This is a genomic window from Flavobacterium xueshanense, from assembly GCF_900112975.1.
In the GTDB taxonomy this organism is placed as follows: Bacteria; Bacteroidota; Bacteroidia; order Flavobacteriales; family Flavobacteriaceae; genus Flavobacterium; species Flavobacterium xueshanense.
Genome location: NZ_FONQ01000007.1, coordinates 61,553 through 74,979, shown reverse-complemented (window position 1 = coordinate 74,979; position 13,427 = coordinate 61,553). Strand labels below are relative to the sequence as shown.

Sequence of the window (13,427 nt, the reverse complement as noted above, 5' to 3'; positions counted from 1 at the left end):
TTTATCTAAACAACTTTTCTAATATCATTTGATAGACTGGTGTAGCAACACCAAATTTCAGTCCTTCTTTTACCACATATTCTGTTAGCGAATTCAATTCTGTTTTATGTCCAGCTAATAAATCTCTGTGCATAGATGATGTACTGTTTTGTGGCGATTTTTCAAGTTTGATAATCGTTTGAGCCACAATATTATTGGACAGCGTTATCCCTTTTGCTAAAGCGACAGCGGTGATCTCATTTAACAATGAAATATAAACTGCCTTATTTTCACGATTATTTAAAATTCCACCAATATTTTGGTTCAAATACGAAGTTGCTGAAGCCAAAGCTGAAATAAAAATGAATTTTTCCCAAACCGTTTCTTCAATATTTTCTACAAGAAAACTTTCGATATTGGCATTTTCAAAAATAGATTGTAATTCCTTCAGTTTGGAGATTGGTGCTGTTGTAGAACCAAAGAATAGTTTTTCGTAAGAACCAATTTTCTTGATAATTCCCGGCGATTCAATCATCGAAACGATATATACACAACCTTGCAAAATCGTATTTTCAGGAAATAATGTTTGTATGCGTTCGGTAGCATCTACACCATTATATAGAGGTAGAATTATGGTCGTTGCCGAAATGCATTTTTTTATAGATCCCAAACTGGTTTCGATATCATAGGTTTTAGTGGCACAAATAAGACAATCGAGTTTCCCAATTTCATCTGGATTATTCGAAACCAATCTAGGAAAAACAATCATTTCATAAGTGTCATCAATAATTTTTAACCCGTTACGAACTATTGTTTTTTGAGTTTCGCCGCGAGCAATAAATACAATTTCGATTGCATCTGATTCAAAATAAGCTTTGGCCAATAGTCCTCCAAAATAACCACCTACTCCACCCAATCCTAAAATACCTATTCTTGTTTTCATAAAAATAAAGTGTAATACTTTGTTGTTAATGTCTTGAATATTTTTCAAAATTATATCAAAAGTACCAAAATCTTTAACATAAACTTCTAAACTGTTGTACGGAAAGAATAAATCAAAATGGTAACTTTGCTTTTTTGCAAAATTATGTTAGACAAAGACAATACCATTGAAGTTCAAGGCGCTCGCGTGCACAACTTAAAAAATATAGATGTTTCCATTCCACGCGAAAAACTGGTTGTAATTACTGGGCTCTCAGGTTCAGGAAAATCCTCCTTAGCTTTTGATACAATTTATGCTGAAGGGCAACGCCGTTATGTAGAAACTTTTTCGGCTTATGCCAGACAGTTTCTTGGTGGCTTGGAACGTCCCGATGTAGATAAAATTGATGGACTTTCCCCTGTGATTGCCATCGAACAAAAAACCACCAGTAAAAGTCCGCGTTCTACTGTAGGAACGATTACTGAAATTTATGATTTCCTGCGTTTGTTGTACGCCCGTGGTGCCGATGCGTATAGCTATAATACAGGCGAGAAAATGGTGAGTTATAGTGATGAGCAAATCAAGTATTTGATAATTCAAGATTTCACCGGCAAACGAATCAATATTCTAGCGCCTGTTATACGTGCTCGAAAAGGACATTATGCGGAACTTTTTCAACAAATTGCCAAGCAAGGTTTCCTTAAAGTTCGTGTAAACGGTGATGTGTTGGATATTACTTTGGGAATGAAATTAGACCGTTATAAAACCCACGACATCGAAATTGTTGTGGATCGAATGGTTATTGAAGACACTCCTGATAACGAAAAACGTTTGACAGAAAGTATCAATACAGCTATGCACCACGGCGAAAATGTATTGATGGTTTTAGACCAAGACTCAAATGAAGTTCGTTTTTTTAGCAGAAATTTGATGTGTCCAACCACCGGAATCTCATACCAGAATCCGGAACCCAATTTATTTTCTTTCAACTCACCAAAAGGTGCTTGTGATCATTGCAACGGCTTGGGAACGGTAAATGAAATAAACCCAAAAAAGATTATTCCAAATCCAAAATTATCAATAAAAGCAGGGGGTTTTGCTCCTTTAGGCGAATATAAATCGTCTTGGATTTTCAAGCAATTGGAAATTATTGGTGAAAAATTTGGTTTCAAATTGACGGATGCAGTTAACACCATTTCTGAGGAAGCGATGGAAATGATTTTGAATGGCGGAAAGGAAAAATTCACCATAAACTCCAAAGATTTAGGAGTTGCACGCGAATATAAAATTGATTTTGAAGGCATTTCGCATTTCATCAAAAATCAACATGACGAAAGCGGTTCAACAAGCATAAAGCGTTGGGCTAAAGAATTTATGGACGAAATAAAATGTCCGGTTTGTAAAGGTTCCCGTTTGAAAAAAGAAGCACAATTCTTTAAAATTAATAAAAAAAACATTACTGAATTGTGCGATATGGACATTTCGGATTTGACTATTTGGTTTAATGATTTAGACAACCATTTATCTGATAAACAAAAGCGTATCGCTACCGAAGTGATCAAAGAGATTAAGGACCGATTAAACTTTTTGATGAATGTAGGTTTGGATTATTTGGCTTTGAGCCGAAGCTCCAAATCACTTTCAGGTGGTGAAGCGCAACGTATCCGATTGGCTACTCAAATTGGTTCTCAGTTAGTTGGTGTTTTGTATATTCTGGATGAACCAAGTATTGGTTTACACCAAAGAGACAACGAAAAACTAATTCATTCGCTGGAACAATTACGTGATATTGGAAATTCCGTAATTGTAGTGGAACACGATAAAGACATGATTCAACGTGCGGATTATGTGATTGATATTGGACCAAAAGCAGGAAAATATGGCGGTGAAATCATAAGTAAAGGAACACCTGCTGAAATCCTGAAGCATCATACTATTACAGCGATGTACATGAATGGCGAAATGAAAATCGAAGTTCCTGCAAAACGTAGAGAAGGAAATGGAAAATTCCTAAAACTGACCGGAGCAACTGGAAACAATCTAAAAAATGTTTCGATAGAATTGCCTTTGGGCAAAATGATTTGTGTAACTGGAGTTTCCGGAAGTGGAAAATCAACTTTGATTAATGAAACGCTCTACCCTATTTTGAACGCGTATTATTTTAACGGTGTCAAAAAACCGCAACCGTATAAAAAAATTGAAGGATTAGAACATATCGATAAAGTGATTGATATTGACCAAAGCCCGATTGGTAGAACACCACGAAGTAATCCGGCAACTTACACGGAAGTTTTTACCGAAATCAGAAACCTGTTTACGATGACTTCTGAAAGTATGATTCGGGGATATAAAGCGGGACGATTTAGTTTTAATGTAAAGGGCGGACGTTGCGAAACCTGCGAAGGTTCTGGCGTGCGAACGATTGAAATGAACTTTTTACCCGATGTATATGTGGAATGTGAGACCTGTCAAGGGAAGCGTTTTAATAGAGAAACATTGGAGATTCGATACAAAGGGAAATCAATTTCGGATGTGTTGAATATGACGGTTGATGAAGCGGTTCCATTTTTTGAAATGATTCCGAAGATTTATAGAAAGGTAAAAACCATTCAGGATGTTGGTTTGGGCTATATTACGCTTGGGCAACAAAGCACGACTCTTTCCGGTGGTGAAGCACAACGCATTAAACTAGCTGGAGAATTATCCAAAAAAGATACCGGAAACACGTTTTATATTCTGGATGAACCTACAACCGGACTGCATTTTGACGACATCAGAGTGTTGATGGAAGTGATTAATAAACTGGTTGACAAAGGCAATACGATTTTGATTATCGAACATAATATGGATGTGATCAAACTGGCAGATTACATTATTGATATTGGTCCTGAAGGTGGGAAAGGCGGCGGACAACTAATTGCCAAAGGAACTCCTGAGGAAATTATAAAAAATAAGAAAAGCTATACGGCGCAATTTTTAAAAAAAGAATTACTTTAGTATTAATAAAAACTAAAAAAATAATTTCGGGAAATTATGAATTTAAAAGAAGCGTTCAGCGGTGTAGAAAACTACTTTTCACCTAAAATAATTGGCGAAGTTAATGATCAATTTATCAAGGTGGCTAAAATTAAAGGCCAAGATCTGCCATGGCATAATCACGAAAATGAAGATGAATTATTTTACATTGTAGAAGGAGAACTTTTAATGGAAATTGAAAACGAGACCAAATTCTCTATGAAAAAAGGAGATTTATTTGTGGTTAAAAAAGGTATAAACCACAGAATTTCGTCAACTGACGAATGCTTAATTATGCTCGTAGAATCAAAAACTACTGAACATACCGGTAAAGTTATCTCTAAAATAACAAAATCAATTGAAGAACAAACGTATTAAATTTACCTAGCCCTGATAGGAATGGAAATCCTTTATTGTTTTTCTTTAAAACAATAAAGATTGAAAAGGATAGCAGGAAATAGCTCCTAAAAAAACAGAAATTAAATTATATTTTTGAATATGAGATTAGAAGATTTTGATAATGACGAAGATAAAGTAATCCAAGATCGTCTAAAAAGAAAAACCTGGAACGAAATAAGAACCAATGATAGTTGGGCGATTTTTAAAATTATGGCCGAATTTGTAAACGGTTATGAAAGTATGGGACGCATTGGTCCTTGTGTATCTATTTTTGGTTCCGCAAGAACGAAGCCCGAAGATGCTAATTATTTATTGGCAGAAAAAATTGCATACAAAATCAGTAAAGCCGGTTATGGCGTGATTACTGGCGGTGGTCCCGGAATTATGGAAGCCGGAAATAAAGGCGCACATCTGGGCGGAGGAACATCAGTAGGATTGAATATTGAATTGCCTTTTGAGCAACATTTTAACCCATATATAGACAGCGATAAAAATCTGAATTTTGATTATTTCTTTGTTCGAAAAGTGATGTTTGTCAAATATTCACAAGGCTTCGTTGTGATGCCGGGAGGTTTTGGAACGATGGATGAATTATTTGAAGCGATAACTTTGATTCAGACGAAAAAAATAGCAAAGTTCCCAATTATTCTTGTTGGTACCAGTTTTTGGTCGGGATTAATTGATTGGATTAAAACAGTATTAGTAGAAAAAGCGTGTACCGTAAGTGCTCAAGATTTAAATTTATTTAAAATTGTAGACACTGAAGATGAAGTGGTTGATGTCCTCAATGCCTTTTATAAGAAATACGATTTATCACCAAACTTTTAAAAAAATGAAACTGCCTTAAAAACAGTTTCTTTTTTTGCTTAATTTTAAGGGACATTAGAACAATTATATCTAATTATAAGTATATTTATTTTTTTAATAAATTAATACCGAATCTTGAAATCATACCTTAAAGTAACGATTTATTTCTTTGTTTTATTAACATCAGCGCATCAATATGCTCAACATCAAAACAAGATGACTGCGGCGCTTCATGCTGATAATAAAACATTGGCTATACAACAGAAAATTATTTTTATAAATCAGTCTGATGATACGTTGACTTCGATCGTTTTGAATGATTGGAATCATGCTTTTTCCAATAAAAACACACCGCTTGCCAAACGATTTTCGGACGAATTTTACAGGGGTTTTCATTTGGCCAAAGAAGAAGAACGCGGCAGCACAATAAATTTGATTATAAACGATACTTCTCAGCAGTTTTTATCTTGGCAACGACCAGATAAAAATCCTGATTATATTGTGGTACAATTAAAGGAGCAATTACTTCCAAATCAGAAAATTACTTTGCATCTTTCGTACATCTCAAAAATTCCAAGCGATAAATTTACAAAACACGGTTACAATAACAACGGTAGTTTTAATCTTAAAAACTGGTACCTAACTCCTGCAAGGTATGAAAACCATACTTTTATAAAAAATAGTAATAATAATCTGGAGGATATTGCAAATGCTGTTTCTGATTACGAAATTGACCTCACACTTCCGGGAACTTTAGAAGCAACATCAGATTTAAACAGCGTTAAAACAACTGGAAAAGATGACTTTTTACATTACAGATTATCGGGAAATAAAAGAACTGATTTTAGTCTGATTATTGAACCTAAATCTAATTTTGAGAGTTACAGAAACAGTTCAGTTGAAGTACTGACTGACTTGAAAAACAAAAAAGTAGACAACATTGAAAAAGCAATTATAATTGACAGAATTGTAAATTACGCCAATAATTTGATTGGGAAATATCCGTATGAAAAAATTGTAGTTTCCCAGACGGATTATGAAAAAAATCCTTTTTATGGATTGAATCAACTTCCATCATTTATAAGTCCGTTTCCGGACAAATTCATTTTTGAAATTAAGTTTTTGAAAACCTATTTAAACGAATATCTAAAGACGAGTTTGCATCTGTATCCGAGAAAAGACAATTGGATTTACGATGGAATTCAAGTCTATGCGATGATGAAATATATCGATGAAAATCACCCCAAAACTAAAATGATGGGAAGTGCCTCCAACATCCGATTGCTTAAAAGTTTCAATCTGACCAATATTGATTTTAACGGTCAGTACAGCTATTTTTACATGCTGATGGCACGAAAAAATCTGGACCAGCGATTAGGAGCTCCAAAGAATACTTTAATCAAGTTCAACGAACAAATTGCCAGTAAATACCGAGCAGGATTAAGCATTCGGTTTCTGGATGATTATTTACAAAACGATGCTGTAACTACCAGTATACAGGAATTTTATCAAAAAAATAAGCACGCACAAGTATCGAGATCTGATTTTGAAACTGTATTAAAATCAAAAACCACCAAAGATATTAGTTGGTTTTTTAAAACCATTATTGATTCCAGAGACATTATTGATTATAAATTTTCGAGCGTTACAAAAACCGAAGACAGCATTACTTTTTCAGTTAAAAACCGAACAGGAGCGCCAATTCCTATTCCGGTTTATGGCACAAAAAAAGGAGCAATCGTTTTTAAACAATGGCTGGATATTGAAGAATGCGACAGCACATTTACAATTCCCAGAAACAGTATTGATAAGATTATTTTAAATCTAAAAAATGAAGTTCCAGAGTACAACTTAAGAAATAACTGGAAGAAATTAGAAGGTTTTTTCCCTAATAATCGTCCGGTTAAATTTGTATTCATGAAAGACTTGGAAGACCCGTATTACAATCAAATCCTGTACGTTCCATCCATTTATTACAACTTGTACGACGGTCTGACTCCCGGACTGCGACTCCACAATAAAACCATTCTTGAAAAGCCTTTTATTTTTGATGTCAATCCGTCCTACTCTACCAAATCGAATAATTTATCCGGTTCAGCCGTTTTCGTAGTCAATCAAAATTTTAGAAAAAGCAATCTTTATAATGCCCGATATTCTATAAGCGGCTCCTATTTTAATTATGCCGAAGATGCCTCCTATTTTAGATTGAATCCGGCCATACAATTACGAATTAGGGAGCCAAATTTCAGAGATAATAGGAAACAACTTTTCTTATTCCGACAAGTGATTGTAAATAAGGAAAAAAGCGCTTTGGTTCTTGACAACTCGCCAGAAAATTATTCGGTATTTGATGCGAGATACATCAATACAAAAACGGAGGTTACGAATCATTTTAATTTTACGTCCGATTTACAAATTTCGGGAAAATTTGGGAAAATTACGGGTGAAATTGAATATCGAAAACTATTTGAAGATAACCGCCAAATTAATCTTCGCTTTTACGCAGGGAGTTTTTTGTATAATAAAACGCAATCGGATTTTTTCAGTTTCGCATTGGACAGACCCACGGATTACCTTTTTGATTATAATTATTTTGGAAGATCAGAAAGCACGGGACTTTTTAGTCAACAATATGTATTGGCAGAAGGCGGTTTTAAGTCCAAAATTGCTACTCCTTTTGCCAATCGATGGATTACCACCTTCAATGCGAGTTATAGTATCTGGAACTGGATTGAGGTCTATGGCGATATTGGTTTCATCAAAAATAAAGACGTGAAACAGCGATTTGTTTACGACAGTGGAATTCGCCTAAATCTGGTTACAGACTATTTTGAATTGTATTTTCCAGTCTATTCTAACAATGGATGGGAAATTACCCAAGATAATTACAATGAAAAAATACGTTTTATTGTAACTTTTTCGCCTAAAACATTAATCAATCTTTTTAATCGAAAATGGTTCTAATTCAATGTTATTATCAATATTTATTAAAGTATTCTTAGATATTAATGTATAAAATTACATATAGTGAAAAAATAAAGTTCTTTTTATTAGAATAAATTGCAAAAATTAAATTCTATTTTTTTCAATGTATTATGAAAATAGGTTGTTTTTAAGTAAATTTGGCATTTAAAGTTACACTTTTCAATTATGATAAAAGAAAAAACCAATACTACATTGACGTTTGAAGATTTCAAAATCGAAGTTTTAAAGGACTATACAACAGCCATGATAAGCCGAGAGTGCAGCCTGTTAGGACGCAAGGAAGTATTAACTGGAAAAGCCAAGTTTGGTATTTTTGGTGATGGAAAAGAAGTACCGCAACTTGCTATGGCAAAAGTGTTTCAAAACGGTGATTTCCGTTCCGGATATTATCGCGATCAAACTTTTATGATGGCCATTGGTGAACTTACTATTCAACAATTCTTTGCCGGATTATACGGACATACTGATATTGAACAAGATCCGATGTCAGGAGGAAGACAAATGGGCGGTCACTTTGCCACTCATAGTTTAAACAAAGATGGTTCTTGGAAAAATTTAACAAAACAAAAAAATTCAAGTGCTGATATTTCTCCTACAGCGGGACAAATGCCAAGATTACTAGGTCTTGCCCAGGCATCAAAAATATACAGACAAGTTTCAGGAATACCAAATTCTTCTAATTTTTCTGTTGAAGGAAATGAAATTGCGTGGGGAACTATTGGAAACGCAAGTACATCTGAAGGCTTGTTTTTTGAAACCATAAATGCTGCAGGTGTTTTACAAGTACCAATGGTAATGAGCGTTTGGGATGATGAATACGGAATTTCTGTTCATGCCAGACACCAAACAACAAAAGAAAACATATCAGAAATATTAAAAGGATATCAAAGAGAACACAATACAAATGGTTTTGAAATTCTAAGAGTAAAAGGTTGGGATTATGCGGACTTAATTGCCACGTATGAAAAAGCCGCAACTATTGCCAGAGAAAATCACGTTCCTGTTTTAATTCACGTAAATGAATTGACACAACCACAAGGACATTCCAGTTCCGGTTCTCACGAAAGATACAAAAACGCGGATCGATTGGCTTGGGAACGAGATTTTGATTGTATTCGTCAAATGAAATTATGGATGATTGCCATTAATATTGCATCACCAGAAGAAATCGAAGCTATTGATGCACAAGCAAAAAAAGACGTTTTAGAAGGCAAAAAAGCTGCTTGGAATGCCTTCATAGAACCTATTGTTGAAGAGCAAAAAGAACTGGTTGCTTTATTGCAAAAAATTGCTGATTCCAGTTCAAATAAAGCAACAATATTAAAATTCATTGCTGATTTAAGCGAAATCAAATCTCCTTTGAAAAAAGAAATTTTGGTTACTGCCCGCAAAGTATTGCGTTTAATTCAAAATGAAACTGGTAAAGAAGAACTTTCGCAGTGGATTACAGCATACATCGCTAAAACTCAAAAGAATTTTAGCAGTAATTTATTTTCTGAAACTGATTTAAATGTTTTTTCTGTTAAAGAAGTATTGCCAATTTACGATGAAGATGCAAAAGAAGACACGGATGGCCGAATGATTCTGCGTGATAATTTTGATGCCATTTTTACAAAATACCCTGAAACATTAATTTTTGGTGAAGATGCCGGAGCCATTGGGGATGTGAATCAAGGTTTAGAAGGAATGCAGGAAAAATACGGAGAGTTACGCGTTGCCGATGTTGGAATTCGTGAAGCAACTATATTAGGACAAGGAATTGGAATGGCGTTAAGAGGCTTACGTCCCATTGCCGAAATTCAATATCTAGATTATTTATTGTATGCTATCCAAATCATGAGTGATGACTTGGCAACCTTGAGATACAGAACAGTGGGCAAACAAAAAGCACCTCTTATTATACGTACTCGTGGCCACCGTTTAGAAGGCATCTGGCACTCAGGTTCTCCTATGGGAATGATTATAAATGCCATCAGAGGAATTCACGTTTTGGTTCCAAGAAATATGACACAAGCAGCTGGTTTTTATAACAGTTTGCTCGAATGTGACGAACCTGCTTTAGTAATCGAATGTTTGAATGGCTATCGATTGAAAGAAAAAATGCCGATGAATTATGGCGAATTTAAAACTCCAATCGGGGTGGTGGAAACGCTTAAACAAGGATCTGATATTACATTAGTTTCTTATGGTTCAACTTTACGATTGATACAGCAAGCGGCAAAAGAATTGCTTGAAGTGGGAATTGATTGTGAAATTATCGATTTACAATCATTACTTCCATTTGATGTTAATCAAGATATTGTAAAAAGTATTTCTAAAACAAATCGTCTGTTAGTAATTGATGAAGATGTCCCTGGTGGCGCTTCGGCTTATATTTTACAACAAATAATTGAGCAACAAGATGCTTATCATCATTTAGACAGCAAGCCACAAACCTTGACAGCAAAAGCACACCGACCGGCTTACGGTACAGACGGAGATTATTTTTCTAAACCTTCTGCTGAAGATATTTTTGAGAAAGTATACGAAATGATGAATGAAGTAAATCCATCAAAATATCCAAGTTTATATTAAAATAAATGTTTTGCAAGTTATAAATCCTAATCGGTAACGGTTAGGATTTTTTTGTACTTCTAATTCACTTACACAAATAAAATAGTATGTTGTGAGCTAAAATAGTTAACCATTTAAAAACCAAATAAGATTAGAAAAACAACATTACTTTTAGGAATATTGTCAATGATTGCAATTGTATCCTGCAAGGATAAAGAAGGGAATAACGTTCCTGCTGCGCAAACAGAAACTTCAAGCAAAGTTACTACCAATAAAAAAACAACTACCGTAACTACCAAAGCTGAAGATAGTATCGCCATAACGATAAGTACAGAAGGTGTAAACGTTACCACCAAAGATGGAAAAACGAAGACTAGCATAAATGTTTCTGGTGGCGAAGCAAAAGTTGAAATAAAAAAATAAAAGAATATTATTTTCTAAAAATTCCTTCATAGGATTTGAAAAAGTAGTATCCAAAAAAAAAATTTATTGAAAGCTGATTTTATACAATTACGATGCGCAATGCTAATACTTAAGTAGTTTTTGTTCAAAATTTGAATGCAGAAATTAAAATTAAAAGTTATAATCCCAGCGCAAAATTTTTATGTTGGCATTTTTTATTTAATTTTAATGTTTTAAAAATTTACAATACATGAAAGCATTAGAAACCATCTTACACGGCATTGAAAATGTTAAAGTTATAGATGAAAGAATTGATTATAATCACTACATCCCTTTGGATTTATCCATTAAAAATGAAGCTTTTAGCAAACACAAGATCGATAATTCAACCGATTTTGAAAAATTTATAGAAAGCTATTTAACAGATAATGACGCAAAAGTTGCTTACGGTGGCTACAATGAAATTAGAAATTTGTATCAAAGGAGTGAAATTTTCAACGATTCAAAAACGGAAGAACGCAACATTCACATCGGTTTAGATTTATGGATTAAAGCAGGAACACCTGTTTTGGCAGCAATTGACGGATTTATTCACAGTTTTAATTACAATACTGGTGTGGGCGATTATGGTCCCACAATAATTTTAGAACACAAAATTGAAGATCAGAAATTTTACACGTTATACGGCCATTTATCATTAGAAAGTATTAGTGACATCAAAATTGGTGATGTTTATGAAAAAGGGCAACAAATAGCCACTTTGGGTGATGCTTCGGTAAATGGGGATTATGCACCTCATTTGCATTTTCAAATTATAAAAGAAATTTCGAATACCTTTGGCGATTATCCTGGCGTTTGCAGTGAAAATAATCTGAAACATTATTTAGAGAACTGTCCGGACCCCAATATCTTATTAAAAATAAAATAGATCATGAAAAAATTAATTATTGTTTTGAGTATTTTTTTGCTCATTGGATGTAAATCAAAAAATGTTGTAGCTGCATCAGCAGAACCGGAAGTAGTTAAAGTTGAAAGACTTGGATTATCTGAAATTAGTGAAAGTCAAAAGAGTAAAGCTTATGAGCTTGGCAAAAGAGTTTTGATGACTTGCAATACTTCTAAATTTAAACCATTCACATTAAACGAAGCAACTCCTTCTGTTATTAAAAATACTACTGAGGAAAGATTGACAAAAACTTGCACTCGTTTTCGTCAATTCTACGGTACTTTTATTGATCTTCAATTGGTTGAAGCATACAGAAATAATTTTGATAAATCAACGGTGTTTCGTTACAAAGGTTTGTATTCAAAAAAAGTAGCAAACAAAGAACTCCGTGTCACAATGAATTCAGAAAATAAAGTATCCTCTATCAAGTCTTTAGATTGGGTTAACTCTTTTCCTATAAATTAATTTTAAGTTAAATTTCTCTTTTTTATTTGAGAAATCTTGCGTTACCGTCACCTCTTCAAATATGAAATAAGATGAAGGCAATGATTATTTGTAGGGTTACTTTTTTAATTATTAAGATGGTATTTATTACAAACACATCTGATTAAGAGCCAAATCAACAATAGTAATTAAACAAGCATTTAAAATAATTATATAACAAAAATCAGATTTAGGTAATTACCTTTGATCCAAAATTACTACGAAAAGTAAACACAATGAAATGACTTCTAAATAAGTCAAATTGGCTTAACAAGAATAAATTTTATAACACATTTGTTAAATTTTATAATGTACCTTTAACACGAAAAGCTAGTTTTGTTCAAACTGTAAAATTAAAATATTTGAAACTGTACATAAAATACATGGTAAGTAATCGCTGTAAAATGGCGGTCAAAGAAGAGTTGAAAAAGCTTAAACTTCACTTTATGGTTGTTGAATTAGGAGAGGTCGAAATCATGGAAAATATTTCTATGGATCAAAGACAACTCCTGAAAGTGGCCCTTTTAGATTCAGGACTTGAATTAATGGATGATAAAAAATCGATGCTAATCGAAAAAATTAAAAATGTGATTATACAAATGGTGCACCATACGGTCGAACCCATTAAAATTAATTTTTCAGATTATTTGAGTCAACAATTAGATCATGATTACACCTACTTGTCTAACTTATTTTCGGAAGTGCAAGGCACTACAATCGAACAATTTATAATTTCCCATAAAACAGAACGTATAAAAGAGTTGATCATTTACGGAGAATTAAATATCACGGAAATTGCCTGGAAAATGAACTACAGCAGCGTTGCTCATTTATCCAGTCAATTTAAAAAAGTGACTGGTCTTTCCCCTTCTCATTTTAAACAATTAAAAGACAAAAGGCGCAACCCAATTGAGGAAATTGGCAAACAATAAAATA

10 protein-coding genes are annotated in these 13,427 nt (G+C 33.6%); 9 read left to right on the top strand and 1 reads right to left on the bottom strand.

All coding sequences use genetic code 11. From position 1 onward, the window contains the following. Position 1: 1 nt before the first annotated feature. Positions 2-922, bottom strand: coding sequence for a ketopantoate reductase family protein (locus BMZ76_RS08410; protein ID WP_091205038.1), 921 nt, complete (start codon positions 920-922; stop codon positions 2-4). Positions 923-1,066: 144 nt separating this feature from the next. Between BMZ76_RS08410 and uvrA the strand changes: the two genes are divergently transcribed. From uvrA to BMZ76_RS08365, 9 genes are all read left to right on the top strand, one after another. Further along, positions 1,067-3,898: an excinuclease ABC subunit UvrA gene (gene uvrA / locus BMZ76_RS08405; protein WP_091204851.1), complete on the top strand. Its 2,832-nt coding sequence runs from the start codon at positions 1,067-1,069 to the stop codon at positions 3,896-3,898. A 36-nt stretch (positions 3,899-3,934) separates the two neighbouring features. Then, positions 3,935-4,294 (top strand): cupin domain-containing protein, encoded by a 360-nt coding sequence (locus BMZ76_RS08400; protein WP_091204848.1) that lies wholly within the window; start codon positions 3,935-3,937, stop codon positions 4,292-4,294. A gap of 120 nt (positions 4,295-4,414) precedes the next feature. Beyond that, positions 4,415-5,143: an LOG family protein gene (locus BMZ76_RS08395; protein WP_091204846.1), complete on the top strand. Its 729-nt coding sequence runs from the start codon at positions 4,415-4,417 to the stop codon at positions 5,141-5,143. A gap of 195 nt (positions 5,144-5,338) precedes the next feature. Further along, the gene (locus BMZ76_RS08390) at positions 5,339-8,086 is read left to right on the top strand and encodes a gluzincin family metallopeptidase (protein ID WP_091205036.1); all 2,748 of its coding nucleotides are present in this window, start codon (positions 5,339-5,341) and stop codon (positions 8,084-8,086) included. A 186-nt stretch (positions 8,087-8,272) separates the two neighbouring features. Then, entirely contained in the window at positions 8,273-10,681 is a 2,409-nt protein-coding gene (locus BMZ76_RS08385) for an alpha-ketoacid dehydrogenase subunit alpha/beta (RefSeq protein ID WP_091204843.1), read from the top strand. Between the two features lie 165 nt (positions 10,682-10,846). Beyond that, positions 10,847-11,083: a hypothetical protein gene (locus BMZ76_RS08380; RefSeq protein WP_244281770.1), complete on the top strand. Its 237-nt coding sequence runs from the start codon at positions 10,847-10,849 to the stop codon at positions 11,081-11,083. Positions 11,084-11,312: 229 nt separating this feature from the next. Continuing rightward, positions 11,313-11,990: a peptidoglycan DD-metalloendopeptidase family protein gene (locus BMZ76_RS08375; RefSeq protein ID WP_091204836.1), complete on the top strand. Its 678-nt coding sequence runs from the start codon at positions 11,313-11,315 to the stop codon at positions 11,988-11,990. Between the two features lie 3 nt (positions 11,991-11,993). Then, a complete protein-coding gene (locus tag BMZ76_RS08370; RefSeq protein WP_091204833.1) occupies positions 11,994-12,473 on the top strand; it encodes a hypothetical protein in 480 nt (159 codons plus the stop codon). A 401-nt stretch (positions 12,474-12,874) separates the two neighbouring features. Further along, positions 12,875-13,423, top strand: coding sequence for a helix-turn-helix domain-containing protein (locus BMZ76_RS08365; RefSeq protein ID WP_091204830.1), 549 nt, complete (start codon positions 12,875-12,877; stop codon positions 13,421-13,423). The last annotated feature ends 4 nt before the right edge of the window (positions 13,424-13,427 follow it).